Source organism: Bradyrhizobium sp. 31Argb (genome assembly GCF_043638955.1).
GTDB lineage: Bacteria > Pseudomonadota > Alphaproteobacteria > Rhizobiales > Xanthobacteraceae > Bradyrhizobium.
Map to the genome: position 1 here is coordinate 1 of NZ_JBEGDB010000047.1, position 14,881 is coordinate 14,881.

Below are 14,881 nucleotides of genomic sequence, written 5' to 3' on the forward strand. Positions count from 1 at the left end.
GCGAAACTACTTCGCCGTCGTCGCCATTGCCGCCACTCTGCTCTGGATAAGGTAACTGTCCACACGGCCTAGGCCGCGCCGTGCAGATAGGTTTCGCGACGCCCGATCATGCGCTCCGCCGCCGCCTTGGCATCGGCCTTCGACGACGTCGCGCAGGTGCGGTATTCGAGATCCGGCAACTTGGCCGGGTCACGGCGACCGAACCACGACCTGGGCGCGACCTGCAGCAGCGCCAGCGCCTGCGCGACATTGTCAACCGCCTCGAAGGAATGCAACGCGCCGGTTCCGGCGTAGCGGACCTCGTAAAGGCCGGGGCTGATCGGGGCTTCGATGTTCTCGCTACGTCCGGGCCGGGGATATCGTTTCCACTCACTCCACGTCGAGATCATCGCCACATCCTTAAGCCAATTCAAAAGCAACCATTTGCTTCAAAACATTCAGTCCAGAAGCATGGTTTGCCTTGGGATTAGAATGCGTTAGATCACGAAATCATCGACGGGAAGCAATACCAAATCACGTTATCGTGGATGGCTCCCACAAGCGGCGGGATCGGCAGCCGTTCACGGTTAAATCTGTGTGACATGCCACCGTCGCGGTGTTGCCCTTAGCCGCATCCCCTGAGGAGGCCGCTTGCGGGACGCGGCGCGCGGGAGGAAGATCATCGTCTTCACAACAACAATCAGGAGGCGCCCCCATGCAGAGCAAAGCTCAGATCGATCAGCTTCTCCGTCAGAAATGCGACGCGAAGGAAATCCCCGGCGTGGTCGCGATTGCCGCGACCGGCAACGAGATCATCTACGAGAACGCGTTCGGCAAGCGCGACCTCGGCAAAGACGATGCGATGACGACGGACAGCGTGTTCTGGATCGCCTCGATGACCAAGGCGGTGACGGGCGCGGGCGCGATGCAATTGGTCGAGCAGGGCAAGCTCTCGCTGGACGAGCCGATCGGCAAGGTGCTGCCTGATCTCGCTTCACCGCAAGTGCTGGAAGGCTTCGGCGCCGATGGCGAGCCCAAGCTGCGGCCGGCCAGGACGCCGATCACGCTGCGCCATCTGATGACGCACACCGCGGGCTTCTGCTACCACATGTGGAACGGTGACATGGGGAAGTATGTCGCGAAAACCGAGATGCCGACCATCACCACCTGCAAGAACGACGCGCTGAAAGTGCCGCTGGTGTCCGATCCCGGCACGCGCTGGGAGTACGGCATCAATATCGATTTCATCGGCAAGGCCGTTGAAGCTGCGAGCGGCAAGCGGCTCGACGCTTACTTGCGCGATCACCTGTTCGCGCCGCTCGGCATGAACGACACCGGATTCAAGATCAGCGATGCCATGCGCCAGCGCCTGGTCGGCATGCATGCGAGAGCCCCCGACGGATCGCTCGCGCCGATCCCGTTCGAGCTCGAGCAGGAGCCGGAATTCCACATGGGCGGCGGCGGCCTCTACGCGACCGCGGGCGACTACATCAAGTTCACGCGGATGATCCTCAACAAGGGCCGCGGCAACGGCAACCAGGTGCTGAAGCCCGAAACCGTGGCGCTGATGGGCCAGAACCACATGGGCGATCTCAACGTCACCAAGATGGTCTCGGCCGATCTCACTCTGTCCAACGACGTCGATCTCTATCCGGACATGGACAAGAAGTGGGGCCTGAGCTTCCTCATCAACACCGCGAAAACGGCGGAGGGACGCAGCGCCGGCAGCCTCGCCTGGGCGGGCCTGGCCAACACCTATTACTGGATCGATCCGACGCGCGACGTCGCCGGCGTGATCCTGATGCAGCTATTGCCGTTCGGCGACGGCAAATGCCTGGAAGCTTTTGCGGGCTTCGAACGTGGCATCTATGCCGGCCTCGATGCCGGCAGCGGCCAGAAGGCGGCGTGATGGCGTAGGGCGGATTAGCTTTTCGCCTTCGCCAAGCGCGAAGGCGAAAAGCATAATTTCCCGCCCGCTCGCCACATGTGCCTTAAAGCGAACTACGCGTCTGGCGGGGCAAGAAGACCGGCTGCCGTCTCACGGCCTTTGCGGGATACTCAATCCACGCTGCACTGCGGGCCGTGCTAGTCCCCGTTCGAGCCAAGCGGGCACTTCTTTCTTGAAGACTGTCGAAGTCAACGAGTTCGCGCGCCTCATAGAACCCGATCAGGTTGCGCACCCAGCCAAGCATCGAAATGTCGGCGATGGTATATTCATCGTCCATGATCCACTCCCGCGCGGCGAGATGCGTTTCCATGACGCCCAGCAGGCGTTTTGACTCATTGACGTACCGCTGAAGTGGGCGCTTGTCCTCGTATTCGCGGCCTGCGAATTTGTTGAAGAAGCCGAGCTGGCCAAACATCGGTCCGATCCCACCCATCTGGAAATGCACCCACTGGATAGTCTTGTATCGGCGAGCCGCGTTGGCCGGCAAAAGCTTGCCCGTCTTCTCCGCGAGATATTGCAGGATGGCACCGGATTCGAACAAGGGCAGTGGCTGACCCTCCGGGCCGTTCGGATCGAGAATCGCGGGAATCTTGCCGTTGGGGTTGAGCGAAAGAAATTCGGGCGTGTGCTGGTCGTCCTTGTTGAAGTCGACCAGATGCACCTCGTAAGGTAGCCCGATCTCCTCCAGCATAATCGAGACCTTTACGCCGTTGGGTGTCGGCAGTGAGTAGAGTTGCAAGCGATCTGGGTATTTCGCAGGCCAGCGCTGTATGATCGGGAAATCAGCAAATTTTGGCATCTCTCAACTCGCTCTTACGGCTCGATTACGCTTTTAGAGGGGTAAACATCACGGCGGGTGAACGTCTGTGGCTACGTGTGTTTGCCAAAGCGGTACACCTTCGTGGCAGCTACGGCTGTATGGATACGCAACTATTGATCGTCCGAATTCATGGCATGACGGTTCAGCTTAGCCACGGAGTATTGCGTATCCGAACGCACGCGTTTGGCCTACGAAATGTGGGATCGTGATCTTCGATATAATCGACATTGACTGTGCCGAACGTGGTCTGGGGCTTCTTCAAGGCGGAGCACGTCTGAACCTGGATGAACTCATTCTTGAAATCACCACGAGGAAACGCGGCAATGACCTGGTCGCGCTGCTCTCGCGTATAGTCGTCATATCCAATGCCGACGACGTCCACTAGAACACCTGCATTCGTGAGAGCTATTTCTGGCCGCATGTATTGGGGAATGCCTGGCGTGGTATGTAAGGCGATTGCTTCCCACACCAGATCCGCTTTCGGATCCGGGATGCCATGGCTCTTGAGGAATTCGCGGGCTGCATCGGCGCCGTCGACTTCAAACCGCTTCGTATCGGTATGGTAAGGGTGGACAAGACCCAGATCGTGAAACAGCGCCGCGACGTAAAGCAGTTCAGAATCGAATTTTAGGTTCTGACGGATTCCCTTCATCGCACCGAACACAAACACGCGAACCGAGTGGTTGAACAACAACTCGGTTTCATGTTGCCGCACGAGTTCGGCGGCTTCGCGTGCGATCTTGCTATCGGGGATCTTAACGCCAGAAATAACGTCGGCCATTGTCGAACTCCCGTCTCCGTATCTGTGCCGCTGGTTACAAGAAATAGATCGGTCCGCACGGATCATAAAACAGTACCAAGATTGCCAATTTTGACTGTACCATCGCGCGGTGGCCGTCCTCCCCATCCGACTTGATCGTGCCAGAAGGACACCACTGGCTGCCCAGATCTATTGCGCGATCCGAGAGAGCATCGAGAACGGGCGGCTCGCCTCCGGCCCACGGTTGAACTATCGATGGTGCATTGCGAGTTGCCAATCTTGGTACTGTTCCCGATCAGACGGCCCCCTACCTCTGATCAGTATCACCGGTTGACGCAAGCCGGCTGTTGGGTCAATGGCCGACGCTCGTTTTTCAAGCTGACCCGCGTCTTAGTAGGGAGTCCAGAATGGCAAGCACCCCCGTCGACGATGCGTCCCAAGGTCCTGCTCGCTGCCCCATGTTGGCATGGCGAGTACACGAATTCGGATCGCCGGAAGTGATAATTTTGGATCGGGTTCCGCGGCCAGTTCCTGGTCCGGGCGAGGTCCTCGTCGATGTTCACGCAGCAGGAGTCGGTCCCTGGGACGGCTGGATCAGGGCCGGCAAAAGCGCCTTGCCGCAGCCTCTTCCTCTTACGCTCGGCTCTGATCTGTCCGGAACAGTCGCGGCCGTGGGACCGGGCACTTCCGGCATCGCTGTCGGAGATCAGGTTTTCGGAGTGACCAACAGCCAGTTCCTTGGTGCTTACGCAGAATACGCCGTGGCCTCTGCTGGGATGCTCGCGAAGAAACCAAGCTCGCTGAGCTATGCCGAAGCGGCCTCCGTTCCCGTCGTTGCGGTCACGGCGTGGCAAGGTCTGTTCGACCACGCTCGCCTCGAAGCCGGGCAGACGGTCGTCATCCACGGAGCGGCGGGAAATGTCGGAGCCTACGCGGTTCAGCTCGCTCGTCGCGCTCGCCTGCGTTCAATCGCCACCGCGGGGACCAAAGACATCGAGTACGTGCAGTCCCTCGGTGCCGACAGAGTATTGGACTATCATACGCGACACTTCGAGGAAGAGGTGAAGGATGCGGACGCGATACTGGATCTCGTCGGAGGCGAAACGCAAATACGTTCTTTTCAGGTTCTTCGCCCGGGCGGCAGGCTGATCTCCGCTGTGTCCCAGCCTGATCAAGACCGCGCAAAGCACCACGGGGTCACCGCGGCCTTCTTCTTGGTGGAGGTGACCACCGAGCGTCTTCGCGAAATTGCCGATCTCATTGATCGCGGTGAACTGAAAACCCGCGTCGGCGCAGTTCTTCCTTTTGCCGCTGCGCGAGAAGCCCATATGATGTTGGAAGGCCAACGGCCGCCGCCGAAAGGGAAGATCATTCTCGATGTGGGGGGCTCGGGCTAAGTCACCGCGCCCGCTTGAATTGGGGCTAACCATGGGTGTGGCGGCGAGCAGCTGTGAAGGCCGACGGCTCCCGCGCGAGTCGGAACACACGGCGATGCCTTGGAATGAAGGAGGAGAAAAATTCGCGAGCAATTCCAATGTGATTTGCTCTGTCCAGCCGTCGCGCGAAAAACATTCCGCTTCCGCCGTCGGGCAAATCAGTGATTTAACTCCGCGCGTCTCACGGCGGATGAGGGGCGGCTCGCGATCGTCACGAACGTTGCGGTGAGATGCGGTGGACGCGATGCGTGCGACTGACGAGCGCATGTAACGCGGACGGCGAAGTCGTGTGGTCCTGGCGCCCCGACGCTGGCGCTAAGTTCTGTGGATCAACTATCTGCAGAGTGACGGTGGCAAAAGAGCCCGGTCACCGGGGAGAGCACGAAGTAAGCCGTAACACCATCGCGCAGGGAAAGCCGGAATGCTTCGGTTGAACCTGTGGTCCTACCCCCGTGCTTTTTGTTGCACGGGACCCACGGGTGCAACCAGCACCCGGCTTTCCCTGCGCCCTCTGTTCAATAAGAGGGTGGAAAGTGACGCAAAGCTCGGACGCAACGCGCCGCGAGAATGCGGACGTACATCCCTTACCATTCACCGTCATGCCCCGCGCAGGCGGGGCATCCAGCATCCGGCGGCCTCTCGGCTCAAACACGACTGCCTCTGGAATACTGGATCGTCCGGTCAAGCCGGACGATGACAGCGGAGAAGCTGTTTGACATTTGAGTGAGAACTCACCCCGTCATTGCGAGCGTAGCGAAGCAATCCATCTCGCCACGTGCGGAGGCGTGGATTGCTTCGCTCCGCTCGCAATGACGATGGAGAGAGCAGTGGCCCGCAATGCGGAGCTACACCGGCAATCGGTTCTGCTGCGCCAGTTCCTTCAACGACGCCTGGGGGCGCGCGCCGATATGCTGGATCACCTCCGCAGCCGCGAGCGCGCCAAGCCGACCAGCATTCTCATAGCCGGCATCGCGGACAAGGCCGAACATGAAGCCGGCGGCGAAGAGGTCGCCGGCGCCGGTCGTATCCACCAACTGCTCGATCGGGAACGCCGGCACGGCGGTGACGCCGTCCTTCGCTGCCACCACGCAGCCTTTCTCGCTGCGGGTGACGACGCCAAGTTTTGCATCGACGCGGAACTGCTTCAGCGCGCTGTCGAAATCGGCGATCTGGTACAACGAGCGCAACTCGGCTTCATTGGCGAAAACCAGATCGACCGTGCCTTTGCGCATCAATTCGAGAAATTCGTCGCGATAGCGATCGACGCAAAACGAATCGGACAAGGTCAGCGCAACCTGGCGGCCCGCGCCATGCGCGATTCCTGCCGCCTTGACGAAGGCCTCCTTGGCGCTCGCGGGATCCCAGAGATAGCCTTCGAGATAGACGATGCGGGACGCCGCGATCTGCGCTTCATCGATATCGGCCGGCGTCAGATCCTGCGCGGCGCCGAGATAGGTGTTCATGGTGCGCTCGCCGTCCGGCGTCACCAGGATATAGGAGCAGCCGGTGGCGGGACCATCGGCGGCGGGCCTGGTCTCGAACGCGACGCCCGCGGCGCGGATGTCATGGGCATAGAGGCGACCGATCTGATCGTCCTTGATCTTGCCGACATAGGCCGCGCGGGCACCGAAATTGGCGACGCCGACGATGGTATTGGCTGCGGAGCCCCCGGACATCTCGGTCGCGGGCCCCATGTCCTGGTAGATCGCGCCGGCGCGGGCCTCGTCGATCAGGGCCATGCTGCCCTTGGCCATGCCGTGACGGCTGAGAAACGCCTCGTCGGTCCTCACCAAAACGTCGAAAATCGCGTTGCCGATCCCGAGAACGTCATATTTTGCGGCGGCCATTATCCATCCTTCGAGCGATTGCGAAGGCTGCGCCCTACCAGATCAACATGGCGCCAGCAAGCCAGGTGGCTGTTATATAGAAGTCATATGATCCGCTCCTTCCTCACCGTCTCCTCGGGAACGCTGGCGTCACGGCTGCTCGGCTTTGCCCGCGATTCGATCATCGCTGCGCTGCTCGGCGCCGGCGCGGTCGCCGACGCGTTCCTGGTTGCCTTTCAAATGGTCAATGTGGTCAGGCGGCTCCTGACCGAAGGCGCGCTGAATGCCGCGCTGATACCGGCCTGGTTGCGCTTGCGCGAGACCGAAGGCGCTGCGGCCGCCGCGGCCTTCGCCGGCCGCGTGCTCGGCACCCTCGGCGCCGCGCTGATCGTGGCTTCCGTCTTGATCGGCTTCCTGATGCCGCTGGTGATCGCGGCGCTCGCGCCGGGATTTGTCGGCCGCGAAACGCTGGAGCTCGCCGTCAACAATGCGCGGCTGATGCTGCCTTATCTTGCCTTCGCAGGACCAGTCACGGTCATGATGGGGCTAATGAACGCGCAAGCACGTTTTGCGCTCACCGCATTCTCGCCGCTCCTGTTCAACATCGCGCTGATCGCGGTGATGGCGATGCTGCTGGTATGCCGGGGGGACGCGGCGCATGCCGCGATGGTCGTAGCTGCGACCGTTGGCATTGCGGGACTTCTGCAATTGTCGATCCTCGTGCTGCGCGGCGGCCGCGCGGCGACCCCGCTCCGCATCTCCTTCGACAAGGACATGCGCGGCTTTCTCGGCAAGGCCGTCCCCGGCATGATCGCAAGCAGCGCGCCGCAATGGCTGATGGTGGCGGGCGCCGTGATCGCTTCCGAATCGCCATCGGCGGTCTCCTGGCTATATTTCGCCAATCGCCTGATCGAACTGCCGCTCGGCATCGGCGGCGTCGCCATGGGCACGGTGCTGATCCCGGAAATGACCCGCGCGCTGCACAGCGATGACCGAAGCGCCATCGCGCGAGTGGAATCGCGCGGCCTAGAATTGGCGGTCGGACTCGCCTTGCCGGCGACGCTTGGCCTCATCGTCTTGAGCGAGCCGGTCGTGCGGATCCTGTTCGAGCACGGCGCGTTTGCCGCGCACGATGCCACGGCCACCGCGCACGCGCTGACCTGGCTTGCGCTCGGCCTGCCCGCGCATGTGCTGGTGAAAGCGCTGTCGCCGGCCTTCTTCGCCCGCGAGGATACCCGCACGCCGCTTTTCGGGGCGCTGACCGCCATCGTGGTGGCGATCGTCGCAGCGTTCCTGCTTCGCCACTCTTTCGGCACGCGCGGCATCGCCGCCGGCATCACGCTCGGAGCCTGGAGCAACGCGTTCTATTTGATCCGGAAGGGGGGCGCGACGTTCGGCTTCTCGATCGATCCCGAGGCCCGCGATCGGCTGCCGCGCATCTGCCTGGCGGCGCTCGCCATGGGCGCGCTGCTGTGGCTTGTCGAGGAGCTGGCGCCGCTGGCCGCCGGATCGCGCGGACTGGGGCAGGCCGTGCTGCTGTTCGCGGTGATTTTAGCTGCGATGGCGAGCTACGGCCTGTTCCTGAAGCTGTTCGGCGTGTTCGGCTGGTGCCAGGCGGTCGCCGCGATCAGGCAAAACCGTGCCGCCTGACTTGCGCGGATAGCCCCAAAATGGCAAACGACCCCGCCAAAGCGGCATTTTCCGGGAATTGAGACCATGGCGTTCGTGGAACGGGTTTTTTCAGGCGTCCAGCCGACGGGCAATCTGCACCTCGGCAATTACCTCGGCGCCATCGTCAACTTCGTCAAGCTGCAGGAGACGCACAACTGCATCTACTGTGTCGTCGACATGCACGCGATCACGCAGGGCGTGGACGTCTGGGGCGGCCCGGCGGAGCTGACGCGCAACACCCGCGAGGTGACCGCGGCGTTCATCGCCAGCGGCATCGACCCGAAAAAGCACATCGTCTTCAACCAAAGCCAGATCGCAGAGCATGCCGAGCTTGCCTGGATCTTCAATTGCATCGCGCGCATCGGCTGGCTGAACCGGATGACGCAGTTCAAGGAGAAGGCCGGCAAGGACCGCGAGAACGCGTCGGTCGGTCTCTACGACTATCCGGTGCTGATGGCCGCCGACATCCTGCTCTATCGCGCGACCCATGTGCCTGTGGGCGAGGACCAGAAGCAGCATCTGGAACTGTCACGCGACATCGCGCAGAAGTTCAACAACGACTTCGGCGACTCGATCCGCGGCCACGGCTTTGCCGACGGCCTGTTCTTCCCGCTGCCCGAGCCGCTGATCACCGGCCCGGCAACGCGCGTGATGAGCCTGCGCGACGGCACCAAGAAGATGTCGAAGTCGGAGCCCTCGGACAATTCGCGCATCAACCTCACCGACGATGCCGATACCATCGCGCAGAAGATCCGCAAGGCAAAGACCGATCCGGAGCCGTTGCCATCAGAGGAAAAGGGACTGGAGGCGCGGCCCGAAGCGGACAATCTCGTCGGCATCTACGCCGCGCTCGCCGGCGTCAGCAAGCAGGCCGTGCTGAAGGATTTCGGCGGCGGCCAGTTCTCCAGCTTCAAGAACGCACTGGTGGACGTTTGCGTTGCGAAACTGTCGCCAATCGCGGCCGAAATGAAGCGGCTGGTCGCCGATCCCGGCCATGTCGATCAGATCCTGGTCGACGGCGCCAACCGGGCCCGCGCGATCGCCGATGAAACCATGCGCGCCGCGAAAGACGTCGTCGGCTTCATCCGGCAGCGATAGGCGATCAACATCGATTGCTCTCACACCCTCTCCCAAAAGCAGAGGGGGTGTGGCAGCATGGGTCTGCTTGGCAATAATGCACCGGGACATGCATGACCACCCAGCGACGAAGCTACGAATCTGGTCACAAGCCAAAATGCCTTGTCATCGTTGACGACAGCGCCGAATGGGACCGCGCCGTCTACTACGCCAGCCGCTGGGCGATCCGGGTCGGCGGCGGCGTCGTGATGCTGCGCGTCATCGAGACCGAGGACCAGAACCAGCAATGGCTCGGGGTTGCCGACATCATGCGTGCCGAGGCCGAGGAAGCGGCGAACGAGGCGCTCGACCGCGCCGCCGGGCGGGCCAACGGCATTGCCGCGATCACACCCGAGCGGGTGATTCGCGAGGGCGACCCCACCGAGCAGGTCCTCGACGTCATCGACAAGGACGAGGACATCTCGATCCTGGTGCTGGCAGCCAATCCGGGGCCGGAGGGCCCGGGTCCGATCATCACCACCATGGCCAAGATCATGGGCGAGTTCCCGATCCCCGTCACCATCGTGCCCGGCGGCCTGACCGACGAAGAGATCGATTCGCTATCGTAACCCCTTGATTACTCGCCGGAGCCGGCGGTTCCTGCCTTGATCCGTGCGTTCGCCGTCGCCATCTGCTAAGGGAACCCCACGCGCCGGCCTTGAACCGGCGACGCCGGAGAAAACAAATGTTCATCCAGACCGAAGCTACCCCCAATCCCGCCACCCTCAAGTTCATTCCAGGCCGCACCGTGCTCGCGAGCGGCACCATGGAATTTGCGACACCTGAAGCTGCCACCCGCTCCCCGCTCGCCGAACGACTGTTCGCCGTGCCCGGCGTCACCGGCGTGTTCTATGGCTCCGACTTCGTCACAGTGACCAAGGTCGACGGCGACTGGCAGCATCTGAAGCCCGCGATCCTCGGCGCGATCATGGAGCACTACATGTCCGGCGCGCCGCTACTCGCCGACGGCAGTGTCGATGGCGACGATTCGCTCGATGAGGAAGACGAATTCTTCAATGACGAAGACGCCGACACCGTCGCGCAGATCAAGGACCTGATCGAGACGCGGGTGCGGCCGGCGGTCGCCAATGACGGCGGCGACATCACCTTCCGCGGCTTCAAGGATGGCGTCGTCTATCTCAACATGAAGGGCGCCTGCTCCGGCTGCCCGTCATCGACGGCTACGCTGCAGCACGGCATCCAGAACCTGCTGCGGCACTTCGTCCCCGATGTGGTCGAAGTCCGCCCGATGTAAGGAGAGCGAATCGTGAGTGGCGAATGGCGAATAGGGATCGCGCCTGACCATCCATTCGCCATTCGCCATTTGCCATTCGCTCCATGATCATTCTCGCCATCGATACGGCGCTCGACGCCTGCTCCGCCGCCGTGCTCGACACTGCCGCGAGCAAGACGATTGCGCTGGAATCGCAACCGATGAAGCGGGGGCATGCCGAAGCGCTGATGCCGCTGATCGTGCGGGTGATGAAGGAGAGCGGCATCGCCTTCACCGCGCTTGATCGCATCGCCGTCACCACCGGTCCCGGCAGCTTCACCGGACTGCGCGTCGGCCTGTCGGCGGCGCGCGGCATCGCGTTGGCGGCCAACAAGCCCGTCGTCGGCGTCACCACGCTGACCGCTTATGCCGCGCCTATCGTCGCCGAGAACGGCGAGCATCCAATCATCTCCGCGATCGATGCGCGGCATGACCATGTCTATTTCCAGGTGGTGAGCGGCGACGGCAGCCCGCTGGTCAAGCCGAAGGTGGCGCCGATCGCCGAGGCGATCGAGGCGGCGCAGCTTGGCACACCGCATCTGGTCGGCAACGCCGCAAAAATCCTCGCCGACCGCTGGCCGGCGGAGACGGCGCCACCGTTCAAGGCCGATACCCAGGCCTCGCCTGACATCACCTGGGTCGCCTGGGTCGGCGCGGCCGTCAGCCCCGAAGCGGCGCCGGCACGGCCGTTCTATCTGCGCGCGCCGGACGCAAAGCCGCCGGCCAATCCGCTGCTCGACGTCGCGCAACCGACAGCGTCATGATGGCCTGGCTTTCCGAATGGTTTGGCCGCGGCACGCCGGCGGTCGAAGCCGCGACTGTGCGCGACGCACCGCGTCTGGCGCAGTTGCATGGCGCCTCGTTTCGTCGCGGCTGGGGCGAAGGCGAATTCGAGGCGATGCTCGCCGAGCGCAATACGCTGGTGCATCGGCTGCGGCTCGGGCACAAGATCATCGGCTTTGCGGTGTCGCGGATGGGAGCAGATGAAGCGGAGATCCTGTCGATCGCGATCGATTCCAGCCAGCGCGGCCGCGGCCTGTCGCGCAATTTGTTGCTGACGCATCTAGGCCATCTTGCCGGCCGCGGCGTGCGCACCGTTTTCCTCGAGGTGGAGGAAAATAACCAGCCGGCGCGACGGCTCTATGAACGGGCCGGATTTGCCGTCGTCGGTCGCCGTGAACGCTATTACAAGCAGCCCGGTGGGGAACATTTGAATGCGCTTCTGATGCGCCGTGACTTGTCGTAACATGCGGGCAGTGGCAGAACAGTCCTGCCCTGCCCCTCCAGGCTGAAGAAACATGGCTCCGCTGAAAACCTCGTCTGCGATGAAGAACACTGGAATCGAGGCGCGCTGCGCCGCGACCGGCATGCGCATGACCGAGCAGCGCCGCGTCATCGCGCGCGTGCTGGCCGAATCCGTGGATCATCCTGACGTCGAGGAACTCTACCGGCGCTGCGTCGCGGTCGACGACAAGATCTCGATCTCGACCGTCTACCGCACCGTAAAACTGTTCGAGGACGCCGGCATCATCGAGCGCCACGACTTTCGCGAGGGCCGCGCGCGCTATGAGCAGATGCCCGACAGCCATCACGACCACCTGATCAATTTGCGCGACGGCAAGGTGATCGAATTCACGTCCGAAGAGATCGAGAAACTGCAGGCGGAGATCGCCCGCAAGCTCGGCTACAAGCTGGTCGACCACCGGCTCGAACTGTATTGCGTCCCGCTGGACGAAGATAAGTCCTGACATAGCGTTTTCGAGCGAAGTGGATACCGGTTCGCGTGAAGCAAACGCGTCAACAAGAGATTCCCGATCTCATCATCTTCGACTGCGACCGCGTGCTGGTCGACAGCGAAGTCATTTCATGCCGCGCGCATGCCGAGGTCCTGACGCGTCACGGCTATCCGATCACGTCGGAACAGGTGTTCGATCGTTTCCTCGGTCGCTCGACACGACAGGCGAATCTCGAAATCGAGGCCGAACTCGGCCGCAGCCTTCCAGATGATTTTCATACGCAATTGCAGGACGAGCTGTTCCGTTCCTTTGAGGCCGATCTGCAAGCGGTGCCGCACATTCACACCGCGCTCGACCGGATCGCGCAGCCCGTTTGCGTGGCGTCCAGCGGCTCACCGCAACGCATGCGCGTCAGCCTTGGCCGCACTGCCCTCCACGAACGATTTGCGCCGAACATCTTTTCGGCCCTGCAGGTCAAGAACGGCAAGCCGGCGCCCGATCTCTTCCTGTTCGCGGCTGGGCAGATGAAGGTGGCGCCCGAACGCTGTCTCGTGGTCGAGGACAGCCTCCCCGGCATCACAGCCGCCCGCGCCGCCGGAATGACGGTGCTCGGCTTCTGCGGCGGCAGCCATTGCGGACCCGGCCATGCCGAGACGCTACGCGCCGCCGGCGCCACGATGACGTTTGCCGACATGCGGGAACTGCCCGGGCTGATTGAAAACGGCGCAATTGTCGCAACAACCTGAGCCGTCATTCCGGGATGGTCCGAAGGACCAGACCCGGAATCTCGAGATTCCGGGTTCGATGCTGACGCATCGCCCCGGAATGACGCCCTCCAACGCTGGATTTTGCTCCCTTTAGGCTATATTTGAGCCCTGCGCCTTGAAGGCGCTCCTTTCCACCCAAGCAGGTTCCATGACGCCGCCGCGCAAGCTGCACATCAAATCCTATGGCTGCCAGATGAATGTCTATGATGCGCAGCGCATGGTGGATACGCTGGCCGGCGAGGGCTTTGTCGAGACGGCAAACGCCGATGAAGCGGATCTGGTGATCCTCAACACCTGCCATATCCGCGAGAAGGCCTCGGAAAAGGTCTATTCCGAGCTCGGGCGGCTGCGCGTAATGAAGGACGACGCCGCGCGGCAGGGGCGCGACGTGAAAATTGCGGTCGCAGGCTGCGTTGCGCAAGCCGAAGGCGAGGAGATCATTCGCCGCGCGCCGACTGTCGGCGTTGTGGTCGGTCCGCAGAGCTACCACCATCTGCCGCAACTGCTGAAGCAGGCGAAAGCGGAAGGCCGCGCACTGGAAACCGAATTCCCCATCGAGGACAAGTTCGGATTCTTAGCCCCGCCGAAGCCCGATGCGATCCGCTCGCGCGGCATTTCCGCCTTTGTCACCGTGCAGGAAGGCTGCGACAAGTTCTGCACCTTCTGCGTCGTGCCTTACACGCGTGGCGCGGAAGTCTCGCGTCCCGTGACAAGGATCATCGAGGATGTGACGCGGCTTGCCGACAACGGCGTGCGCGAGATCACCCTGATCGGGCAGAACGTCAACGCCTATCACGGCGAAGGGCCGGATGGACGGAACTGGCCGCTCGGCAAATTGCTTGAGCGGCTCGCCGCAATCCCCGGCGTGCTACGTCTGCGCTATTCGACCAGCCATCCCCGCGACTTCGAGGACAGCCTGATCGAGGCGCATCGGGACCTGCCGGCGCTGATGCCGTTCGTGCACCTGCCGGTGCAGTCCGGTTCGGACCGAATCTTGGCAGCCATGAACCGCAAACATACCGCCGGTGATTACCGCCGCGTCATCGACCGATTTCGCACGGCGCGCCAAGACATTGCTTTTTCTTCGGATTTCATTGTCGGCTTCCCCGGCGAAACAGAGGAAGATTTTTCTGCGACCCTCGCGCTTGTCACGCAAATAGGGTACGCTGCAGCTTATTCGTTCAAATATTCGCCGCGGCCCGGCACGCCGGCGGCGGACATGCGGGAGATGGTGCCAGCGGTAGCGATGGACGAGCGATTGGAGCGCCTCCAGAACTTGATCGACAGCCAGCAATCGGCCTTCAATAAGGCTATGATCGGCACCACGGTCGATGTGCTGTTCGAACGCGCCGGGCGCAATCCCGGCCAGATCGTCGGCCGCACTGCCTATCTGCAGCCCGCGCATGTGATGGCATCATTGGACATCGTCGGAAAAGTCCTGCCGGTCAGGATCGACAGCCTCGAGCGCTACAGCCTGCTCGGCGAGCTGGCCCCGCGTCATGCGCGGCCTCAGTCATCAGCTCTTTCGCAGACGACCATTGGAGCCTGA

At 62.4% G+C, this 14,881-nt stretch carries 14 protein-coding genes and 1 pseudogene; 11 read left to right on the forward strand and 4 right to left on the reverse strand.

Features of this window, described 5'->3' with window-relative positions; all coding sequences use genetic code 11:
- Positions 1–68: 68 nt before the first annotated feature.
- On the reverse strand, positions 69–389 hold the full coding sequence (locus AAFX91_RS12150; protein WP_130583517.1) for a hypothetical protein: 321 nt from the start codon (positions 387–389) through the stop codon (positions 69–71).
- Positions 390–694: 305 nt separating this feature from the next.
- Here AAFX91_RS12150 and AAFX91_RS12155 point away from each other — a divergent pair, with 305 nt between their 5' ends.
- Positions 695–1,888, forward strand: coding sequence for a serine hydrolase (locus tag AAFX91_RS12155; protein ID WP_130583514.1), 1,194 nt, complete (start codon positions 695–697; stop codon positions 1,886–1,888).
- Positions 1,889–2,017: 129 nt separating this feature from the next.
- Here the strand turns inward: AAFX91_RS12155 and AAFX91_RS12160 are convergent.
- Both AAFX91_RS12160 and AAFX91_RS12165 read right to left on the reverse strand, forming a co-directional pair.
- A pseudogene (locus tag AAFX91_RS12160) lies at positions 2,018–2,726 on the reverse strand (glutathione S-transferase family protein).
- Between the two features lie 163 nt (positions 2,727–2,889).
- Complete coding sequence (locus tag AAFX91_RS12165) at positions 2,890–3,528, reverse strand: HD domain-containing protein (protein WP_394566603.1); 639 nt, start codon at positions 3,526–3,528, stop codon at positions 2,890–2,892.
- A 437-nt stretch (positions 3,529–3,965) separates the two neighbouring features.
- Here AAFX91_RS12165 and AAFX91_RS12170 point away from each other — a divergent pair, with 437 nt between their 5' ends.
- Positions 3,966–4,904 carry an NADP-dependent oxidoreductase gene (locus AAFX91_RS12170; RefSeq protein ID WP_394566633.1) on the forward strand — a complete coding sequence of 313 codons (939 nt, stop codon included), beginning with the start codon at positions 3,966–3,968 and terminating at the stop codon, positions 4,902–4,904.
- An 884-nt stretch (positions 4,905–5,788) separates the two neighbouring features.
- Here AAFX91_RS12170 and AAFX91_RS12175 read toward each other — a convergent pair.
- On the reverse strand, positions 5,789–6,790 hold the full coding sequence (locus tag AAFX91_RS12175; protein ID WP_394566605.1) for an adenosine kinase: 1,002 nt from the start codon (positions 6,788–6,790) through the stop codon (positions 5,789–5,791).
- An 87-nt stretch (positions 6,791–6,877) separates the two neighbouring features.
- Between AAFX91_RS12175 and murJ the strand changes: the two genes are divergently transcribed.
- From murJ to miaB, 9 genes are all read left to right on the forward strand, one after another.
- On the forward strand, positions 6,878–8,419 hold the full coding sequence (murJ, locus tag AAFX91_RS12180; RefSeq protein WP_394566607.1) for a murein biosynthesis integral membrane protein MurJ: 1,542 nt from the start codon (positions 6,878–6,880) through the stop codon (positions 8,417–8,419).
- Positions 8,420–8,485: 66 nt separating this feature from the next.
- The gene (trpS, locus tag AAFX91_RS12185) at positions 8,486–9,538 is read left to right on the forward strand and encodes a tryptophan--tRNA ligase (RefSeq protein WP_130580830.1); all 1,053 of its coding nucleotides are present in this window, start codon (positions 8,486–8,488) and stop codon (positions 9,536–9,538) included.
- Between the two features lie 92 nt (positions 9,539–9,630).
- Positions 9,631–10,125, forward strand: coding sequence for a universal stress protein (locus AAFX91_RS12190; RefSeq protein ID WP_028168417.1), 495 nt, complete (start codon positions 9,631–9,633; stop codon positions 10,123–10,125).
- 116 nt (positions 10,126–10,241) lie between these two features.
- Positions 10,242–10,811 carry a NifU family protein gene (locus AAFX91_RS12195; protein ID WP_394566609.1) on the forward strand — a complete coding sequence of 190 codons (570 nt, stop codon included), beginning with the start codon at positions 10,242–10,244 and terminating at the stop codon, positions 10,809–10,811.
- Between the two features lie 83 nt (positions 10,812–10,894).
- Positions 10,895–11,593: a tRNA (adenosine(37)-N6)-threonylcarbamoyltransferase complex dimerization subunit type 1 TsaB gene (gene tsaB, locus AAFX91_RS12200; RefSeq protein ID WP_394566611.1), complete on the forward strand. Its 699-nt coding sequence runs from the start codon at positions 10,895–10,897 to the stop codon at positions 11,591–11,593.
- Positions 11,590–12,075 (forward strand): ribosomal protein S18-alanine N-acetyltransferase, encoded by a 486-nt coding sequence (rimI, locus tag AAFX91_RS12205; RefSeq protein ID WP_394566613.1) that lies wholly within the window; start codon positions 11,590–11,592, stop codon positions 12,073–12,075. Before tsaB ends, rimI begins: the two co-directional genes overlap by 4 nt.
- A gap of 52 nt (positions 12,076–12,127) precedes the next feature.
- The gene (locus tag AAFX91_RS12210; protein ID WP_028168421.1) at positions 12,128–12,577 is read left to right on the forward strand and encodes a Fur family transcriptional regulator; all 450 of its coding nucleotides are present in this window, start codon (positions 12,128–12,130) and stop codon (positions 12,575–12,577) included.
- Between the two features lie 35 nt (positions 12,578–12,612).
- Positions 12,613–13,311 carry an HAD family hydrolase gene (locus AAFX91_RS12215; protein WP_394566615.1) on the forward strand — a complete coding sequence of 233 codons (699 nt, stop codon included), beginning with the start codon at positions 12,613–12,615 and terminating at the stop codon, positions 13,309–13,311.
- Between the two features lie 169 nt (positions 13,312–13,480).
- Positions 13,481–14,881, forward strand: coding sequence for a tRNA (N6-isopentenyl adenosine(37)-C2)-methylthiotransferase MiaB (gene miaB / locus AAFX91_RS12220; protein ID WP_394566616.1), 1,401 nt, complete (start codon positions 13,481–13,483; stop codon positions 14,879–14,881).

What these genes read in the sequence shown, in the direction of transcription:
- AAFX91_RS12150 (WP_130583517.1), bottom strand. Translation starts at nt 389, where the DNA reads ATGATCTCGACGTGGAGTGAGTGGAAACGATATCCCCGGCCCGGACGT.
- AAFX91_RS12155 (WP_130583514.1), top strand. Translation starts at nt 695, where the DNA reads ATGCAGAGCAAAGCTCAGATCGATCAGCTTCTCCGTCAGAAATGCGAC.
- AAFX91_RS12165 (WP_394566603.1), bottom strand. Translation starts at nt 3,528, where the DNA reads ATGGCCGACGTTATTTCTGGCGTTAAGATCCCCGATAGCAAGATCGCA.
- AAFX91_RS12170 (WP_394566633.1), top strand. Translation starts at nt 3,966, where the DNA reads ATGTTGGCATGGCGAGTACACGAATTCGGATCGCCGGAAGTGATAATT.
- AAFX91_RS12175 (WP_394566605.1), bottom strand. Translation starts at nt 6,790, where the DNA reads ATGGCCGCCGCAAAATATGACGTTCTCGGGATCGGCAACGCGATTTTC.
- murJ (WP_394566607.1), top strand. Translation starts at nt 6,878, where the DNA reads ATGATCCGCTCCTTCCTCACCGTCTCCTCGGGAACGCTGGCGTCACGG.
- trpS (WP_130580830.1), top strand. Translation starts at nt 8,486, where the DNA reads ATGGCGTTCGTGGAACGGGTTTTTTCAGGCGTCCAGCCGACGGGCAAT.
- AAFX91_RS12190 (WP_028168417.1), top strand. Translation starts at nt 9,631, where the DNA reads ATGACCACCCAGCGACGAAGCTACGAATCTGGTCACAAGCCAAAATGC.
- AAFX91_RS12195 (WP_394566609.1), top strand. Translation starts at nt 10,242, where the DNA reads ATGTTCATCCAGACCGAAGCTACCCCCAATCCCGCCACCCTCAAGTTC.
- tsaB (WP_394566611.1), top strand. Translation starts at nt 10,895, where the DNA reads ATGATCATTCTCGCCATCGATACGGCGCTCGACGCCTGCTCCGCCGCC.
- rimI (WP_394566613.1), top strand. Translation starts at nt 11,590, where the DNA reads ATGATGGCCTGGCTTTCCGAATGGTTTGGCCGCGGCACGCCGGCGGTC.
- AAFX91_RS12210 (WP_028168421.1), top strand. Translation starts at nt 12,128, where the DNA reads ATGGCTCCGCTGAAAACCTCGTCTGCGATGAAGAACACTGGAATCGAG.
- miaB (WP_394566616.1), top strand. Translation starts at nt 13,481, where the DNA reads ATGACGCCGCCGCGCAAGCTGCACATCAAATCCTATGGCTGCCAGATG.